The organism is Bacillus sp. CGMCC 1.60114 (assembly GCF_042676365.1).
Classification (GTDB): domain Bacteria; phylum Bacillota; class Bacilli; order Bacillales; family Bacillaceae_G; genus Bacillus_A; species Bacillus_A rhizoplanae_A.
The window spans coordinates 169,511-185,644 of record NZ_JBHTHG010000108.1 but is presented as its reverse complement, the minus strand read 5'-3'; the positions used below and the strand labels follow the sequence as shown (position 1 = coordinate 185,644).

Sequence of the window (16,134 nt, the reverse complement as noted above, 5' to 3'; positions counted from 1 at the left end):
AATCTAATTATTTAACTCTTTGACGAAAGAATAGAATTCCACCTAAAACAAACATTATCAAAACTTAACCGTTTGCTGGAACTCATAATGTCTATATTCAACTACGAGTTCCAGCAAATTGTTTGTTACTCGCAATTTTTATTTTTTAATCCCTTTCATATACGCCGAAATATCAACCTTTAATGCTTGCGCTAAACGCATACCATACTCTCGATCTGCGCGGAAGAAGTTACAAATCGCAAGCAATTTTGTTTGTTCATGTACATCTTTTAAATCATTTGTTAGGTTCGCAATTAAGTTATCTTTTTCTTCTTGAGAGAATGAACGATAACGCTCACCAGCTTGTTGGAAATCATTTGGTTTCTCAATTTTTTCACGAGTTACATAACCTGTAAGTTTCATAGTTGAATCTCGATACGCTGGATCTTCAGTTGGATTTTCAGTATGACGACTTGGTTCATAATTGATTGTAGACGGTTGTTGATTTACTTGCATGAAACCATCACGTTGTTGGTTGTGTACAGCTGCATATGGACAGTTTACAGGTATTTGTAAATAATTTGCACCTAAGCGATAGCGCTGTGTATCCGGATAAGAGAATAATCGTCCTTGTAATAATTTATCCTCAGATGGTTCAATACCAGGCACAGTTGCGCTCGGTGAAAATGCCACTTGCTCTACTTCTGCAAAGAAATTTTTCGGGTTACGATTTAACGTCATTGTACCTACTTCAATTAATGGAAAACGGTCTTCTGGCCACATTTTTGTTGGATCTAGTGGATCAAACTCTAAAGAATCCATTTCATCTAGTTCCATGACTTGTACGTGAAGATCCCATTTTGGATAATTGCCACGCTCAATCGCATCAAATAAATCACGAGTTGCATGGTTAAAATCTTTGCCTTGCATTTGTTCTGCTTCTTTCGCATTAAAGTTACGTACATCTTGTTGTGGCTTCCAATGATATTTTACGTACACAATCTTGCCATCTTCGTTCACCCATTTAAATGCATGAACACCGAAGCCTTCCATTTGACGGTAGTTTGCAGGCGTACCGTAATCAGAGAATACCCATGTTAGCATATGAGTTGATTCTGGTGATAACGTCATGAAATCCCAGTAACGATCTGGTGTTTGAATATTTGTATTAGGTGCTGGTTTTAAAGAATGAACCATATCGGGGAATTTGATTGCATCACGAATGAAAAATACAGGTAAATGATTACCAACAAGATCATAGTTCCCTTCCTCTGTATAGAACTTCACCGCAAAGCCTCTTGGGTCACGAGCTGTTTCTGGAGAACCTTGACCATGAATAACAGTTGAGAAGCGAACAAATACAGGAATTTCTGTTTGTTCTTTCTGTAAAAATGCTGCTTTTGTATATTCTTTCATACTATTTTTTGTTACGAAAATACCATGGGCACCAGCACCACGCGCATGTACAACACGCTCAGGAATACGTTCACGATCAAAATGAGCTAACTTTTCTACTAAATGATAGTCCTCTAATAAGACTGGCCCACGGCGACCTGCTGTACGAGAATTTTGGTTATCCCCTACAGGAGCACCTTGGTTTGTTGTTAAACGATTATTAAGATTCATTTTTGAAATCCTCCTTTTAAATAACAATTATTTATTTAAAATTATTATAATCTAATTATTATTAAAAAGTGACTCCATTGTCAATTATTTATATAAAAATATTTTCACTTTTTTAAAACTATTACTACCAAATAATTACATCTTAGTCATCTCGCATATCTACTCTGTAATGTATAAAATAGCAAAGAAAGAATAGCGAACATACATGACAAACTTTAATTAACTGAATTTTCTGTATTTTTGATATGAAAGGGGAGGGTTTTCGCTATTCTCTCTTTGTGATTATCAGTTTAGCACTAAAAATACAACGCATCAATAAAAACAGTCAATATTCTGACAAATTCGACATTTATTGCGAGTACCATTACATATCTGCATCGATTAAGAGGCGTTAAGAGAAATTAGAACGATACTTGGAATCATTGAACTATCCCCACCTATCATGCTCATTTCTATTTAAAAAAGCTGTCTCAAAAGGTCGTTATTCAACGACCTTTTGAGACAGCTTACATGTACAACTTTATTTTGTTTTCATCAATACAACGCAATTTGCTTACCGGTCTTCCTACCTGTTGATAAACCATTTCATTTTCTAAAACTCCGATTTCAATTAAAAATAGGACATACTTTCGAATGGATACTCTTGAAATTCCAACTAATTGTGCCATTTCATCTGTTGTAAATTCTTTTCCATGAAGCGATTCTATTTGTTTCCAAACTAACTGCAATGTTTGTTTTGTTAACCCTTTTGGAAGTTTTTTACTTACAGGAGGTTCTACTTTTTCTTTTTGTAAAATCAATGCATCTAATTCAGATTGATTAATATTTTGTTGCTCCCTCATAAATCTAAATTTCTCACGATAAGCAGATAACGCTTCTTTAAAACGTTCGAATGTAAATGGTTTAATCAAATAGTCGACAACTCCATATTGCAGCGCTTTTTTTATACTCGCCATATCATGCACCGCTGAAATCATCATTACATCAATTTCTTTTTCCTTATTGCGAATATGCAATAGTAATTCAAATCCTGTATCATCAGGCATAAAGATATCAAGCAATATAAAATCTATACGAGATTTCTCTAGCACTTGTAACGCTTCATTTACAGAGTTAGCTATATGAACAAGTTCAAATCCGCCAATTTGTGCTAAATAATGCTTATTTAACATAGCTACCATTGGATCATCTTCTACAATCAAAACTTTAATCATCTTCCTATCTCATCCCTACTTTTATATGGTGCTTCAATGGTGATTGTCGTTCCCTTTCCTAACACTGAGTCAATATATATATTTCCTTTTAAACGCTCTATACTGTCCTTTACAAGATATAAACCATAACCTCGATTTTCCCCTTTTGTGGAATATCCTTTGATGAAGATTTTATCTATTTCATCTTTTTTGATTCCATGTCCTGTATCTGTAACTTTAACAATCAATTTATCATTATATTGAATGAAAAGATGTACTTGCTTAGACTCACAGTTTGCTATCGCATCTAATGCATTATCAATTAAATTTCCTACAATTGTAATGAGTTCATGATTAATGCTCTCATCAGCTGACTCTGGTAACTGGGAATCTTCGCTTATAATCAGTTCTATCCCCTTTTCTCTCGCATAGCTAAGCTTACCGAGCATAAACCCTGCTAACACAGGATTTTTTATTTTCCGCATCACATCACCAATTTCATATTGATGCTCTGACACCATGCTACTAATATACGTCTCTAATTGTTCATATTCCTTCATATGTGTTAACCCTAATACGACGTGCATCTGGTTCATAAATTCATGCGATTGTGCTCGCAAGGCATCTGCATATAACCGAATCCCCGTTAACTGCTCTGCTAGTTGCCTAATCTCTGTTTTATCACGAAAAGTTGCAATTGCACCAACAATTTCCCCCTTTACGTATAAAGGAACGCGGTTCGTAACAATTGTAATCCCATGTAAATTTTGTTCCTGATGAAGTTGCGCTACCCCCGTTTGTAATACCTCTTTTATACTTGAGTTCGGCATATACTTTACAATATCTTGACCAATAAAATTTTCTTTAATTCCACTTTTTTCAAATAACCGTTTCGCTTCGTTATTGATTAAAGTAACTCTCGCATCCTTATCGATAGCAATAATTCCTTCTTTGACAGATTGCAGCATCGTGTTCCGTTCTTCTAAAATTTTTGAGATTTCAATCGGTTCAAGACCTAATAAAATTTTCTTAATATGTCTAGCTAATAAAATAGCACCTATAATTCCAACTAAAATTCCAACACCTACACCGATGTAAATAATATATCTGCTCTCCTTGACCCTCTCTTTCACATTATCAGCTGAAATTCCGACAGCAACAACCCCTATTTGTTCTTTCGTTTCAGAAAAGATTGGTACAAATACTCGCATAGATTCCCCTAATGTTCCTTTTCCTATTGATACATATTCTTTTCCTTTCAAGGCTATGCGCTCATCGCCTCCAACAAAATGTTGACCGATTTTCCGAGGATCTGGATGAGATTTTCGTATCCCATTCATATCCATCACTACAATAAATTGAACACCTGTATTTTTTAAAAGCCTATTCGTATAAGTTTGGATTTCAGATGTATCTTTTCTTCCCGCTAAAGCATCAATTACGAGCGGTGAATTTGCCACAATACGTGCAATCACTTTTGCTTTTTCTGCTTGATTGTCTTCTGTCGTACGCTCGACATTATGACTAATTAAAATATCTGTTACAAGCAAAGAAAATGCAACAACAGCACATACTAGTACCGTAATCGTTGTACGTAAACCTAACGAATTTTTTCTTTTCCTCATCCCTCTACTATCTCCCTTTGTTCTTCTATATTACACGCGAAACCTATATTATTTAGTCTCTTTAATAAAAATAATATTTAGTATAATTGAGGTCATCTACATTCCTTTACTAGTTCCGATACAAATATACTACAGTTTCAAAAATTCCATACGGATTTCTAGATTCTAATGTAAAAATAAAGTGAAACTTCCAGCAGTATTTTTTCATCCCCCACTGATAGAAAGCCCGCTCAATCGAGCACCTGCCAGCAGTGATCCTCCACCTTTCTTCTTTGCTTTCTCAAAACCTTGAGATGAGAGTCTTACTGCCCGTTAATGCGGGATAAAATTTATTAAAAATCCATTTGACACCAAAGTGAATTATTAATAAAATAGTGTAAAATTACACCATAAAGAGATTTAACACTATGAAACAAAAAAACATGTATATACGATTATCTCTCATACAGTTAGTTCTTTTCGTACTTAACATATTTATTTTTTCCTCAACCATGCGATTTCTACCTTGGTATGTTGAAGATGCTGTAGGTTTTTTCGGGAACCTTATTACTGCTCCCTTACTATTAATTATTAGTTTAATTATGATATATCTTCAAAAAAGTAAAGGGTATGTAATAACAAAAATGAGATACATCATTCCTATTTTTACATCGATTTTTTCAATCTGTATCTTGTTCCTAAATATCACAGACTTATCCATTATAACAGCACTCATCCTTCATTTCGGAATGGTTATTATAACTATCATATTTTTGTTACAAGATTTCTTTAAACTTAGTACAAATTAGAATTTTAAATATAGATTCAAAAAAATGCGAATTAGAAAACTCTATTTCCAAAGATTATATTAGTAGTGTTTTTAAGCGTACAAAAAAGGTATCCATGATTGACAATGGATACCTTTTTAATTTAGCAAACTAAAAAATAACAATTTATAAAGTGAAACTTCCAGCAGTATTTTTTCATTCCTCGCTTTTCTCACAATCTTGAGGTGGGGGGCTTACTGCCCGTTAATACGGGATAAAAAATCCCCGCTGATTAAAGTTTTATTTTATTGTTCAATAGGATAACTTGGCATCGTTGTAATTTGTGCCACTCCTGATTCAATGGCTGCTTTTGCTACCGCAGTCAACAGATGATCTATTAAAGATTGTGACCATTAGAAAAAATCCCTTAACCGTTTTAGAGGCCATTCAAATTGAAATTGCACATTGCAGCAATCATTTAGGACAAATTCTGTATATCGGTAAACAAATGAAAGGTTCAGAATGGAAAATATTAAGCATTCCGAGAGGACAATCTAAAACTTTTATCCCGCATTAACAGGCAGTAAGACCCCTAATGATGGAAGTTTCACTTTATTAAATGAATACTCCTATGAATAATTCAGCACATAAAGGAGGTATAGATATGGACAAACCAATTGTGATTGAGGAGTATACGCCAAATTGGGCATTACAATTTAAAGAAGAACAAAAGATTATAAAAGATATTATAGGTAGTACAGCGCTTGCCATTGAACATATTGGAAGTACATCCGTTGAAGGATTAGGTGCTAAACCTATACTTGATATAATGGTTGGAGTTCGTGATCTTAGTGAAATAGACACATTTATTGAACCATTAGAAAAAATCGGATATGAGCATGTATTCCACCAAGAATTCCCTAATAGGAGATTCTTTAGAAAAGGATTGTGGAGAGCTGGAACGCATCATTTGCACATTTATAGATTCGGTAGTGACGAATGGGATAGTAACCTTTTATTTCGAGACTATTTAAGAAATCATCCTGATGTGCGTCAGCAATATAATCAGCTAAAAAAGGAATTAGCAAATAAACATCATTTTGATAGAGTTGCATATACAAATGCAAAAGCACCATTCATAACAAATATTATCCAAAAAGGAAAATTGTCGAATTAATAAGAAAATTGTCTATTTTTTGTTGCTTTATTTTATTTTTAGTGTTACACTTACAATCACAAAGAGAGAGTAACTAAAACCCTCTGTGTTCCAAGAAGTATAAATATTCACTTTTTCGCTTATTTACTCCTTTTTCACTTGTTTGACATGCGTGTGCATTTATCACTCTTTCTTTGCTGTTCTGTCATAGCAAACCAAATCCCTTGAATTTCTTGAGGTTATTTGGTTTGCTATGCATTTTGTCTAGTATTTAACTAGATTATTAACACAAAGATTTGTATGTTTTTTGCAATAGAAAAAGTCCCTTTAAATTTTCTGAAGGGACTTTTGTAGCGTTCTAGTTATATCGAGTATAAGTAAAAAGTTAAAAACTCAAAATGCGAACTGTTTTCTGCGTTGCATTTAATTCAACCGTCGCTCCAATTGGCATTGTTACAATAGAGTGTGTGTGACAGCAATCAAAATTCGCTAAAATAGGGATATCAAGGTCTCCGATTACTTCGAGTAAAATGTCATATGGTGTTAATCCTGTTCCTTGATCGTCAAACTGTTCATGCTTTCCTAAGATTACGCCGCTAACTTTATCAAAGGTACCATTTATTTTTAAGAAGCTAAAATGCTTTTCAACTAACGCTGCTGTTTTTTTACAGTCTTCGATCATTAAAATATCTCCCCTATTAATAGCAGGCATATACGGACTTCCCCATATACTTAACATTGTTGCTAAATTTCCAGCTATTAACCGACCTGTTGTTACACCTTCTTTTACACAAACCCATTCATTGAGATAACTTTTTTTGGAGCGATTTTGTGTCTGCCAATTTAATTGCTCATCTGTCCAAACAGGATATAACGGGTACTCATATGGAAGTGCTTCACTTTTTATTAGCATATCTTCAAATGACGAAAATGTATTATTCACATACGGAGGAAATTCTCCCAATGACGAAATTAGGGTAGGTCCATAAAATGTTTGAATACCTGTTTTAGCATAAATCCCCAACAAAATTGCTGTAACGTCTGAATATCCAACAAACATTTTAGGATGTTTTTTTATTGCTTCATAATCTAAATAAGGAAGTAAAGAATTTGAATTGCTTCCTCCAACAGACGACATAATACACTTAATTTCTGGATTTCGAATAAGTTCATTCAACTCTTGAGCACGATCCTTTATACTTCCAGATCGATACCCATCATGCTTTCCAGTAAGACTTCCATCAACGATACGAAATCCTTTACTTTCCATAAACTGTTTGGAACGTTTGAATCTATTAGGTGATGTATATGTACCCGGCAATGATGGTGAAAAAACACCTATTTGATCTCCTTTTTTTAACTGAAACAATCCTTTTCACTCCTATGTATTACATGTGATATCCACGTTTAATATGACTTAATAATAGTTTAGATGGTTCTGATGTAAAATGAAACTTCCATTAATCATTTTAAATTTATATATTAAATTGTGAAATAAGACGCTTTTCACATCAATTTACAAAAATGTCGAATTATAAAGAAAATTGTCTATTTTTTGTTGATTTATAATATTTTTAGTGATAAACTTATAACCATAAAGAAAGAGTAGAAAAAACCCTATAGCTTTAAATTTTTCTGAAAATTGAGTTTTTAAACCATTTCACTTTCATCGACAATCTTGTGCTTCTCTAACTCTTTCTTTTTATTTCCAAGAAGCTGTCACAAAGCTAGTACTTTGGGGCGGCTTCTTCACTTTCTCCCACACTACCTATAGGTAGTAAAGGCCCGACTAGGGCAAACTTTCCATCAGTGGTAGCTGAAGCTCCCCCCACTGATGGAAGTTTTATTTTATGTAACTTCCTCAAAAGAAAAAACCTGCGCATTATTGCACAGGTTCCGTACGATATTTTGCTTCAACGCGGTAAATGCGATTTCCCTTGCTTGAGAATTTTTCTTCGTATTCCGTCATAATATTGCCCTCAAAATCACTGTTGTGAAGATCTAAGCTAATAAACGGCAGCAGCATGCCATATTCCGCCATACTTGTAAGAGAGTATTCAAACAAGGTTTGGTTATCTGTTTTAAAGTGAATTTCTCCACCCTTTACAAGTACTGTTTCATAGTTGCGTAAAAACGTTTTATACGTTAAACGGCGTTTTTCATGACGATTCTTTGGCCATGGATCGGAGAAGTTTAAATACACGCGATCAATTTCATTCTCCGCGAAGAATACTGTTAAATCTTCTGCATCTTTATTAATTAATTTTAAATTCGGCACTGCTTCTTCAATTAGTTTATCAAGCGCATCTACAATTACACTTGTAAACTTCTCGATGCCAATGTAGTTTACATCTGGATTTGCTTTTGCCATTTCGTACATGAAGCGGCCGCGGCCTGTTCCAACTTCAATATGAATTGGATTGTCGTTACCAAATAATTCTTTCCATTTCCCGTTATGTTCTTCCGGATTTCCAATTACAAACTGCGAATATTCTTTCGTTCGGTCCATTGCATATGGTTTATGTCTTAAGCGCATAGTTCTCTCCCTCTCTGTGTTTCAAGATGTGTGTATCAAATAAAAAACCAAGTACGTACGAGCACTCGGTCCGTTTCTTTCAAGTATAAGATTTACTATTTTGATGGAAACTACAAAGTGTATTACATACAACTTCCATCAGCTCTTCGCTGACGGTTCATTACGCTCGTTTCATTGTTACGATAACAACTGAAAAGGATGTGTCAAAAATGCCACTTAATCATGAACATCAAATGGCAATCTTAAAAGACATCTTAGTCAATCATCAAAGTGATTGCTGTGGAACGGTTTCTGAGTGTGAACAATTAGAACGTCTCATTCAATCATTACTTGCAAATGACAATGTGAGCAATGAGGTCAAAACGATGTTAAACGATGTATATTACTATAGTCAATCGGGTAAATACTCTCCTGATTTAGACGGCCATATTTCTGGTCATCAAGAACAACTGTCACAATGGATTACAGGAATGGATAGTTTTTCTTAAATTATTCTGAAGCGAGTAGTTGCATTAAATATTGAAGCCAATATTCTGCTTCTACTTGCTTATTTTTTGCTGTGTACCATTGTACAAAAATCATACATTGCAGCGTAACATACCATTTCATACGGCTTAGCAAAGAATCAGTCAGTTCTAATCCGTAATGTTCAAGCCAGTCGTGCCATTCATCTCTTGGAATGTACCAATGAAGTAGCATCCCAATATCAAGAGCTGGATCTGCAATAATTGCTCCATCCCAATCAATCAAGAACAATTCATTATCATCTGTTAATAACCAATTGTTATGATTTACATCGCAATGACAAACAGCAAGATTATCAGATTCTACATGTTGAAGGGACTTTTGTAAATACTGAAGTCCTTTTTGAATGATTTCATTTTGCTTTACATCCTCTTGCAAGGTGAGAAGCACTTCTTCTAATATATCTTGTGCTTGTAGGGGCTGTTTCCCAAGCTTTTGAAGCATATGCACTAACGCTTCAGAAGAATGAATTTTTTTCAGCAAGGCTGCAACTCGCTTAGATTTCATATCTTCTGGCTCTAATCTTTGTCCTGGTAGCCACTTTTGTGCTGAAATAACATCACCATTTGTTAATCGCCTTGTCCAAAGTAGCTTCGGAACAATTCCTTCTGCTGACAATACCGCAAGAAAGGGCGATGAATTACGCTTTAAAAATAGTTTATGTTGTTCATTGTGCGCAATGTAAGCATCCCCTGTCGCCCCTCCGGCTGGTATAACCTTCCATTCTTCTCCTAACAATTGTTCCAACCATTCCATGTTCATTACCCGTTAACAATTCCTTATCTTTTATAGTTACGAAAAGAAACACCACAACATATTTCAAAACATGTTGAAGGTTTCCATCCATTCTGTTTCACTGTATGAAAACGAAAGAAAAGAGAAACAAACAAGCTGTTCACTCTTTTACTTTATTTTACAAAAGCAATATTATACTGGCAACTGATATGAATAGCCACCTTTGTCAATTCTACATTTATTATATTCGCATCGTCAAGGGTCGATTCGTCACATTTTCGCCAATATATAGGTACTAATCGGAGCAATCACAAATGTATCTCCATCAAATGAAGAAATTGGAACCTCTGCTGCCTTTATATCATTTGCAAGCACATGCCATATACCGCTATTTGGTAATGACACAGTTTGCTCCTCTGTTCCGTTATGAAAGAACACGACAATTTCTTTCCACATCCCAAACTGCTGCACATCCTGTAAATAATACCCAACAACAGAAGGAACTGTATTTAAGAAGGATATATACTGCTTAATTAGCTCAGAAGAAGCAAAACGAAATGCTCCGTGTGATTTTCTAATACGAATCATTCCTTTTATATAGGAAACATTTTCTTCTTCTCGCTCCTTTTGATCCCAGTCCATCTGATTAATGCAATCCGGGGCATTATAACTATTTTCATTTCCTTGTTTTGTACGGTAAAACTCTTGACCAGCATGTAAAAACGGAATACCTTGTGCTAATAATGTCATTGTTGTCGCGAGGCGATGACGACGTTTTTGCAACTGTTCCTCTTCTTTACTGCTGCCTGCAATCTTATCCCACATTGTCATGTTATCGTGACATTCTACATAATTAATACTTTGCACAGGTTCTGTAAATAAACTAGACGGCTTTAAATAAGGAATACTTCCTGTAAGTAAATATTGAATATGCTCTTTATTTGCTGTTTCACCAAGAGCGTAGCCTCCTTTTTGCACGTCAAATGTACTTCCCTTAATTCCATCTCGAAACTGATCATTAAACTGAGCAATGCATGGTATTTGGATTGCATTTTGCAACGTTGCTTTCTTATCGGTAGGAAGTGGTGTTTGCAAATCCCATCCTTCTCCTAGTAATATTACATGTTCTTTCACTGCATTTGTTTTTTCACGAATTTCGTTCATCGTGTCAACATCTAAGATACCCATCAAGTCGAAACGAAATCCGTCCACATTATATTCAGTTAACCAATATAATACCGAATCGACAATGAATTTACGTACCATATTACGCTCTGATGCAATATCATTTCCAACACCCGTCCCATTTGACGGCATTCCATTTTCATCGTGCCGAAAATAATACCCTGGTACAAGCTTTTCAAAAGAAGATGTTTCTCTTTCATATACATGGTTATAAACAACATCGATAATAACGCGTAGACCATTTCTATGAAGCGCTTGAATCATTTGTTTACATTCAACAATTCGGTTGTACGGATCAATCGGATTTGTTGCATAACTGCCATTTGGAACGTTGTAATATAACGGATTGTACCCCCAGTTATACGTTGTAAACGGCTGCTCCTCATCTACTCCGGCATAATGATGAATAGGTAATAATTCGATATGTGTAACTCCTAATTCTTTTATATAAGAAAGGGCTGTTAACGTCCCATCTTTTCCTACCGTTCCTTCTTCCGTTAAACCGAGATACTTTCCTTTATTACTCGCACCGCTATTACGATGAACCGTCACATCACGAATGTGTGTCTCATAAATAATGGCATCTGTCATAGAAGTCATTGGCGGTAACGGTTCATAGTCTTGTATATATGTTTTCGCAAGATTTACGACGATTCCATATGTGCCGTTTAAAGAAACTGATTTTGCATATGGATCGACCGCTTCTCGCCAAACTAGATTGACACAGACAAGAAATGTATATTGCGCACCGTCCCAGTCTCCCAGCAATTCATAGCACCAAACGCCTTTTTCTTGTCCATTCATTTCATAATCTGTATACACATCGGCGCTTTCATAAATACGAACTTTTGCTTTAGTGGCTGTTGGTGCCCACACTTTAAACTTCGTTTGATCCTTTGAATAAGAAGCTCCTAAATCATTTCCATCGTACATATATAACTCATCAAACTTCTCTGTTCGAATAACAGCACCCATCTGCAAATCTGTTTCTACACCGCGCTCATCACATATGATATAACACTGATTCAGTGTAATTGGCTCACTCACTTTACATTCATATTTTATTGCATGTGGAAGAGAGGTGATACGTTCGATCATGAGCTCCCATTCATTTGCACCTTGTTTTAAATGGAAGATGCTACTCATTCCGTACGCATGCGGAAGTAAAATTGTGATTTTATCCATTTCATCTAAATATGCTTCAAACGTACGCTGTATGTTTAACATATGTACTCACATCCTCCCAAGAGACATTCCATTTTCTATAGTATATTCAAAAAAACAGAAAACGTTTTCAAGCTTGTGCCTTATGTAAAGATATTTCATAGATTGCCTCGTACTTCGGCGCCTGATCCACATGCGTTTCGTATAATGTTACTGTTTCGACTTCAAATATACGCGGCGATACTAACGGAAGCTGGTTCTTATCAAAATCTTCTTCACCTCTCCATTTACGAGCTACGGTTATATGAGGATGATACGGACGTGTTTCTAATTGAAAACCATTTTGTTCACATATCGCATACACTTGTTTTTGTAAGTCAAATAAAGCCCTTTCTTCTTCCACTCCCACCCAAAAAACACGCGGCTGTTCTTTTCTGCCAAATGTATGAAATCCTTGCAATGTAAGTGAAAAACGTAAAATTTTAGTTAGTTGCTGCAAGTCTTGTTTCAATTTTTTAAGCTGCGTTTCCTCAGCACTTCCTAAAAACGAGAGCGTAATATGATAATCCTCTTTATGTACCCAGGAACGAAACGAGGTAAGTTCTTCTATTGCTTCTTTCCACTCCGCCAGCACATTCTTTATTTCATTTGGTAATTTCACTGCAATAAAATAATGTCTCGCCATCTTTTATAACTCCTTTGCCTGTTATTAAACTGTCTAACAAAATACATCCAAGCAGGACTTTTCACTATTATTAGTGTGAAACGTCTTCTTATTCTCCATACATACAAAAGAAGCCGCTCTCGTTGTAGAGAGCGGTTCATGTATTGTTGCTACTATTTCGCTAATTCATAAATAGCATGCGCATAAATAGCTGTTGCTTTTAGTAAATCTTCAATTTCAATATACTCATCTTTTTGATGCGCCAATTCTTCTTTTCCTGGGAATAGAGGACCGAACGCAACGCCCGCTTCTAATGAACGTGCATATGTACCGCCGCCAATTGCTAATAACTCTGCTTTTTCGCCTGTTTGCTCTTCGTATACACGCTGAAGTGTACGAATTAACACATGATCTTTATCTACGTGATGCGGGCGAGAGTCTGACATATTTGTTATAGCAAAGTTTTTTGCACTCACATAGTTCGTTAATGTTTGCAGCGTTCCTTCTAAGTTTGTTGTAACTGGATAACGAATATTTAATCCCAGTTTACCACCCTCTTCTTTCGTATAAGAAAGAAGACCAACGTTTACTGTTAATGGCCCTGTAATCTCATCTGCATAAGCAATGCCAGCTTTTTTCCCAAGCGTATCATTTGTGAATGTTTCCGCTGCTAGGCTAACAAATGCTGCACCTTGCTCATCTAAAGAAATTGTCGCTAAGAAGTTCGCAAGTGTTAATCCTGCATTTTCTCCTTGCTCAGGCGTAGAGCCGTGTGCAGAAATGCCTTTTACTTGCAGTGTAACTGTATTTCCTCCCACAATTGCTTTTCCATTTTTCTTTGCTTTTTGCACATATTGTTCATACTGACTTGCAAGTTCTGCTGCTTTTTCGCTCGTTACAACAGCTTCTGCAAAATCAGGAACCATATTTAAACGGCGGCCAGATGAAAATGATACTAATACATTCTCTCCTGCTGCATGTTCTTTTTTATTTTGAACAACATATAAATCACAAATTCCTTTTTCTGCATTAATAATTGGGAAATCTGCATCTGGTGCAAATCCCATTGTTGGCATTTCTTCATGTTTGAAATAATGATCCACGCACTTCCAATTACTTTCTTCATCTGTTCCTAAAATCATCCGAACACGTTTAGAAAGCGGCAACCCTAATTCTTTTACAATTTTCATTGCATAGTAAGCTGCCATTGTTGGCCCTTTATCATCAATTGCACCACGTGCAAAAATTTTACCATCGCGAATGTCCGCACTATATGCAGGAGTTGTCCAGCCGTCTCCTTCTGGTACAACATCAACATGACATAAAATACCAAGAAGTTCTTCTCCTTTTCCCATCTCTAAATGACCTGCGTATCCTTCTAAATTTTTAGAAAGAAATCCGTCAGCTTCTCCCTTATCCAGCATGAAAGATAATGCTTTTGCTACACCCTCGCCAAATGGTGCACCTTCTTTTGCCGTCTCTTCTTCCCATACACTTTTAATTTGTAAAAATTGCTGTACATCGTGAATAAGAGTATCTTTTCGTTTCTCTACTTCTTGCATCCAATTTATGTTTGTCATACCTTCACCTTCTTCTCTATTCTCTCTTTCATCATAGCAAACGATTTCTTATTATGCTAGCAAGGAAAGGATTAATACCGAACAATTTAAATATTTCAGATAATTAAAATTGGTTTTTTCTTATTTTTCTCAAAATTTTTTGCAGGAATTTGACGTTTTCCGTAGAAATTTAGTAAGATAGTTGATAAAGAGAAACAAAATATCAACAACTTTCTTTCTACAAACTCTATTACATGTTAAAATTTTGTAAAACTTGAGCAAGTTAGAGCATGATTTTTTTCATATGGAGTACAATGGAAGTAAAGACCTTCTTTCCTGAATGGGTCAAAAAACTTGTAGAGGAGTGGTTTTTTGATAAAACCTACAACTACTCGTATGCTAACACGCATTAAATCTATCTATATGTACATTAATGAGAAAGGCACCGTAACGACGCAAGACCTTGTAGATGAGTTCGGGATCACACCGCGAACGATACAGCGCGATCTGAATGTGTTGCAATTTAATGAACTCGTGTATAGCCCTTGCCGCGGTAAGTGGACAACAACAGGAAAGAAAGTGAGAATGACCTCGTGACAAATTTAACTTGATTTACAATATATCCCCTTTCTATACAGAGAAAGGGGATTCTTTTTCGTTATTGGAATCGGTCTCAGGGTACTATATTAATTCTCTAAACCCTCTGCTTGAGAATGATATGACTTCAGCATTTCTACTTCTTCATCTGTCAGCTCACGATATTGGCCAAGTTCTAATTCTTCATCTAACACTAAAGGTCCCATCTCTGTACGCTTTAAGTACACAACCTTTTTTCCAACTGCTTCAAACATGCGCTTTACTTGATGAAACTTTCCTTCTGTAATGACAAGTTCAATTTCAGAGACATCATCGCTTATTAGAATTGTCAGCTCTCCTGGCTTCGTTTCATATCCATCCTCTAAAATAACACCTTTTTTGAACGCTGCAACATCTTCTTCAGTAACTTTTCCAGCTACTCTCGCAAAATATTTTTTCGGTACGTGCTTTTTCGGAGACAGTAATTGATGTGCTAGCTTTCCATCATTCGTTAATAATAGAAAACCTTCCGTATCAATATCAAGTCTTCCAACTGGAAATGGATCGAAAATCGCATCTTCAATTTCTAATAAATCGACAACCGTTTCATGATTATCATCTTCTGTTGCAGAAATAACGCCTTGCGGTTTATGCATCATTAAGTATACAAACTCTTTATACTCAACTACTTCACCGTGAATCATAACCTCTTGTTCTTCCACATTCACATGATATTTCGCATCTTTCACCGGTACGCCATCTATTTTTACAATGCCGTCTTTTAATAATTTCTTCACTTCTTTTCGGCTACCATAGCCCATGTTTGCTAATAATTTATCTAATCTCATTGTTTCACACCTTCTTT

Annotated in this window: 14 protein-coding genes; 4 read left to right on the top strand and 10 right to left on the bottom strand. The window is 35.5% G+C overall.

The window, feature by feature from the left end; translation table 11 throughout:
• Window positions 1-138: 138 nt before the first annotated feature.
• From ACFQZ1_RS17305 to ACFQZ1_RS17295, 3 genes are all read right to left on the bottom strand, one after another.
• Complete coding sequence (locus ACFQZ1_RS17305; RefSeq protein WP_377883438.1) at window positions 139-1,605, bottom strand: catalase; 1,467 nt, start codon at window positions 1,603-1,605, stop codon at window positions 139-141.
• A gap of 506 nt (window positions 1,606-2,111) precedes the next feature.
• Window positions 2,112-2,819, bottom strand: a complete 708-nt coding sequence (locus ACFQZ1_RS17300) for a response regulator (protein WP_377883437.1) — start codon at window positions 2,817-2,819, stop codon at window positions 2,112-2,114.
• Window positions 2,816-4,423 (bottom strand): sensor histidine kinase, encoded by a 1,608-nt coding sequence (locus ACFQZ1_RS17295; protein ID WP_377883436.1) that lies wholly within the window; start codon window positions 4,421-4,423, stop codon window positions 2,816-2,818. The genes ACFQZ1_RS17300 and ACFQZ1_RS17295 overlap by 4 nt, the downstream gene beginning before the upstream one ends.
• Window positions 4,424-5,512: 1,089 nt before the next feature.
• Here ACFQZ1_RS17295 and ACFQZ1_RS17290 point away from each other — a divergent pair.
• On the top strand, window positions 5,513-5,746 hold the full coding sequence (locus ACFQZ1_RS17290) for a DUF1572 family protein (RefSeq protein ID WP_377883435.1): 234 nt from the start codon (window positions 5,513-5,515) through the stop codon (window positions 5,744-5,746).
• A gap of 87 nt (window positions 5,747-5,833) precedes the next feature.
• Window positions 5,834-6,346 (top strand): GrpB family protein, encoded by a 513-nt coding sequence (locus ACFQZ1_RS17285; protein WP_377883434.1) that lies wholly within the window; start codon window positions 5,834-5,836, stop codon window positions 6,344-6,346.
• 364 nt (window positions 6,347-6,710) lie between these two features.
• Here ACFQZ1_RS17285 and ACFQZ1_RS17280 read toward each other — a convergent pair whose 3' ends face one another.
• Together ACFQZ1_RS17280 and trmB are read right to left on the bottom strand one after the other, a co-directional pair.
• Window positions 6,711-7,694, bottom strand: a complete 984-nt coding sequence (locus tag ACFQZ1_RS17280; RefSeq protein WP_377883433.1) for a S66 family peptidase — start codon at window positions 7,692-7,694, stop codon at window positions 6,711-6,713.
• A gap of 513 nt (window positions 7,695-8,207) precedes the next feature.
• Window positions 8,208-8,861 carry a tRNA (guanosine(46)-N7)-methyltransferase TrmB gene (gene trmB, locus ACFQZ1_RS17275; protein WP_377883432.1) on the bottom strand — a complete coding sequence of 218 codons (654 nt, stop codon included), beginning with the start codon at window positions 8,859-8,861 and terminating at the stop codon, window positions 8,208-8,210.
• A 209-nt stretch (window positions 8,862-9,070) separates the two neighbouring features.
• On the opposite strand from trmB, the gene ACFQZ1_RS17270 reads away from it, so the two are divergent.
• A complete protein-coding gene (locus tag ACFQZ1_RS17270; protein ID WP_377883431.1) occupies window positions 9,071-9,349 on the top strand; it encodes a YtzH-like family protein in 279 nt (92 codons plus the stop codon).
• 1 nt (window position 9,350) lies between these two features.
• On the opposite strand, the gene ACFQZ1_RS17265 is transcribed toward ACFQZ1_RS17270, so the two are convergent.
• The 4 genes from ACFQZ1_RS17265 to pepV all read right to left on the bottom strand — a co-directional run bounded on the left by ACFQZ1_RS17265 (window position 9,351) and on the right by pepV (window position 14,714).
• Window positions 9,351-10,148, bottom strand: coding sequence for a phosphotransferase (locus ACFQZ1_RS17265; RefSeq protein ID WP_377883430.1), 798 nt, complete (start codon window positions 10,146-10,148; stop codon window positions 9,351-9,353).
• A 243-nt stretch (window positions 10,149-10,391) separates the two neighbouring features.
• Window positions 10,392-12,533, bottom strand: a complete 2,142-nt coding sequence (pulA, locus tag ACFQZ1_RS17260) for a type I pullulanase (RefSeq protein WP_377883429.1) — start codon at window positions 12,531-12,533, stop codon at window positions 10,392-10,394.
• A gap of 67 nt (window positions 12,534-12,600) precedes the next feature.
• On the bottom strand, window positions 12,601-13,155 hold the full coding sequence (gene thpR, locus ACFQZ1_RS17255; protein ID WP_377883428.1) for an RNA 2',3'-cyclic phosphodiesterase: 555 nt from the start codon (window positions 13,153-13,155) through the stop codon (window positions 12,601-12,603).
• A gap of 152 nt (window positions 13,156-13,307) precedes the next feature.
• Window positions 13,308-14,714, bottom strand: a complete 1,407-nt coding sequence (pepV, locus tag ACFQZ1_RS17250) for a dipeptidase PepV (protein WP_377883427.1) — start codon at window positions 14,712-14,714, stop codon at window positions 13,308-13,310.
• A 354-nt stretch (window positions 14,715-15,068) separates the two neighbouring features.
• Here pepV and ACFQZ1_RS17245 point away from each other — a divergent pair, with 354 nt between their 5' ends.
• A complete protein-coding gene (locus tag ACFQZ1_RS17245; protein ID WP_035436379.1) occupies window positions 15,069-15,290 on the top strand; it encodes a DeoR family transcriptional regulator in 222 nt (73 codons plus the stop codon).
• An 89-nt stretch (window positions 15,291-15,379) separates the two neighbouring features.
• Here ACFQZ1_RS17245 and ACFQZ1_RS17240 read toward each other — a convergent pair whose 3' ends face one another.
• Window positions 15,380-16,117 (bottom strand): pseudouridine synthase, encoded by a 738-nt coding sequence (locus tag ACFQZ1_RS17240; protein ID WP_377883426.1) that lies wholly within the window; start codon window positions 16,115-16,117, stop codon window positions 15,380-15,382.
• Window positions 16,118-16,134 lie beyond the last annotated feature (17 nt).

What these genes read in the sequence shown, in the direction of transcription:
- ACFQZ1_RS17305 (WP_377883438.1), bottom strand. Translation starts at nt 1,605, where the DNA reads ATGAATCTTAATAATCGTTTAACAACAAACCAAGGTGCTCCTGTAGGG.
- ACFQZ1_RS17300 (WP_377883437.1), bottom strand. Translation starts at nt 2,819, where the DNA reads ATGATTAAAGTTTTGATTGTAGAAGATGATCCAATGGTAGCTATGTTA.
- ACFQZ1_RS17295 (WP_377883436.1), bottom strand. Translation starts at nt 4,423, where the DNA reads ATGAGGAAAAGAAAAAATTCGTTAGGTTTACGTACAACGATTACGGTA.
- ACFQZ1_RS17285 (WP_377883434.1), top strand. Translation starts at nt 5,834, where the DNA reads ATGGACAAACCAATTGTGATTGAGGAGTATACGCCAAATTGGGCATTA.
- trmB (WP_377883432.1), bottom strand. Translation starts at nt 8,861, where the DNA reads ATGCGCTTAAGACATAAACCATATGCAATGGACCGAACGAAAGAATAT.
- ACFQZ1_RS17270 (WP_377883431.1), top strand. Translation starts at nt 9,071, where the DNA reads ATGCCACTTAATCATGAACATCAAATGGCAATCTTAAAAGACATCTTA.
- ACFQZ1_RS17265 (WP_377883430.1), bottom strand. Translation starts at nt 10,148, where the DNA reads ATGAACATGGAATGGTTGGAACAATTGTTAGGAGAAGAATGGAAGGTT.
- pulA (WP_377883429.1), bottom strand. Translation starts at nt 12,533, where the DNA reads ATGTTAAACATACAGCGTACGTTTGAAGCATATTTAGATGAAATGGAT.
- thpR (WP_377883428.1), bottom strand. Translation starts at nt 13,155, where the DNA reads ATGGCGAGACATTATTTTATTGCAGTGAAATTACCAAATGAAATAAAG.
- pepV (WP_377883427.1), bottom strand. Translation starts at nt 14,714, where the DNA reads ATGACAAACATAAATTGGATGCAAGAAGTAGAGAAACGAAAAGATACT.
- ACFQZ1_RS17240 (WP_377883426.1), bottom strand. Translation starts at nt 16,117, where the DNA reads ATGAGATTAGATAAATTATTAGCAAACATGGGCTATGGTAGCCGAAAA.